We start from the raw sequence: 1545 nt of genomic DNA, 5'->3' as shown, positions 1-1545 counted from the left end.
CCGCGGCATCCCTCAAGCAGGTGCTCACGGCCAGCGCATCGGACGCCGATAGCGACACCGTCGACGCCGAAGACGTGCTCGCCGACGTCATGGCACGGAACGTCGGGGTCGGCACGATCTCGTTCCTGGCGTTCACGGCCACCCCGAAAGGCAAGACCGTCGAGCTCTTCGGCCGTGAGGACGCGACGGGCAAGAAACAGGCGTTCGATCTGTACTCGATGAAGCAGGCCATCGAAGAGGGCTTCATCCTCGACGTGCTCAAGAACTACCTGCCCTACGACCTCGCCTTCAACCTCGCGCACACCGATGCGGCGACCGGACTCGACGTCGAGATCGACATCGCGAAAGCCGGCAGCGAGGTAATGCGGTGGGTGCGGCTGCATCCGACGAACATCGCGCAGAAAGTCGCGGTCATCGTCGAGCACTTCCGCGCGAATGTGCGGAGCGAGCTCGGCGGCCGGGCGAAGGCGATGGTCGTCACGGGTTCGCGAAAAGAGGCGGTGCGCTACAAGCTGGCCATCGACGCGTACCTGAAAGACCACAAGCTCGACGGAGACCTCGGCACGCTGGTCGCGTTCTCAGGTGGCGTCGCCGACACGGAGTCAGGGCCGGAGGAGTTCACCGAGACGTCCTTGAATCCGGGGCTGAAGGGACGGTCGCTCGAAACCGCGTTCGCCGGCGACGAGTTTCAAGTCATGATCGTCGCGAACAAGTTCCAGACCGGATTCGACCAGCCCCTGCTCGTCGGAATGTACGTCGACAAGAAACTGTCCGGTATCACGGCGGTACAGACGCTGTCGCGTCTCAACCGCGTGATCCCGGGTAAAGAGAACACCTACGTCATCGACTTCGTCAACGACCCAGCCGAGATCCTCGCCGCGTTCCAGGTCTACTACGAAGATGCTGAGCTGACCGAGCCGTCGGATCCGAACATCATCCACGACATGCTCACGAAGCTTCGCAGCATGTCGATCATCGACCCGCACGACATCGACGCGGTCGTGCACGCCTGGCTCACGAAGTCGAGCCACAACACGCTGTACTCACACATCAAGGCGTCGCGCGATGTGTTCCGAGACCGCTGGAAAGATGCGGTGGATTCTTCCGACGACCTCGAGAAGGGACGGCTGGAGGAGTTCCGCGGCACGGTGTTCGCGTTCGTCCGGGCGTATGATTTCCTGTCGCAGATCATCGACTACGGCGACACCGACATCGAGAAGTGGGCGGTCTTCCTGCGCGTGTACCGCCGCGCCATCGAACGGGAGGACTCCGACCCGTCGGCCGTCAACACCGACGACATCGTGCTCACGCACTACCGCCTGCGGAAACTCGACGCGCAGAATCTTGGACTCACGTCGGGATCTTCAGGGGAGCTCGCTGGCATCACCGCGGCTGGCTCCGCGCAGCCGCGGGAAGCGAAGTACGGACTGCTGCAAGACGTCATCGACAAGATCAACACCTTGTTTGCCGGCACCGACGTCGACGAGATCAACGGCGTCAGCGCGGCCGAGACTATCCTCCGCCACGTCGTCGACAACCCGAAGA

General features: G+C 62.7%; 1 pseudogene. It reads left to right on the top strand.

Annotation, left to right across the window (positions count from 1 at the left end):
* Positions 1-1545 (top strand): annotated as a pseudogene (locus KZA10_RS14790) (type I restriction endonuclease subunit R); the annotation flags it as partial.

The sequence above is a fragment of the Microbacterium sp. BF1 genome, from assembly GCF_019279095.1.
In the GTDB taxonomy this organism is placed as follows: Bacteria; Actinomycetota; Actinomycetes; order Actinomycetales; family Microbacteriaceae; genus Microbacterium; species Microbacterium maritypicum.
The sequence above is the reverse complement of the archived record's forward strand: the minus strand, read 5'-3'. Positions and strand labels throughout refer to the sequence as shown.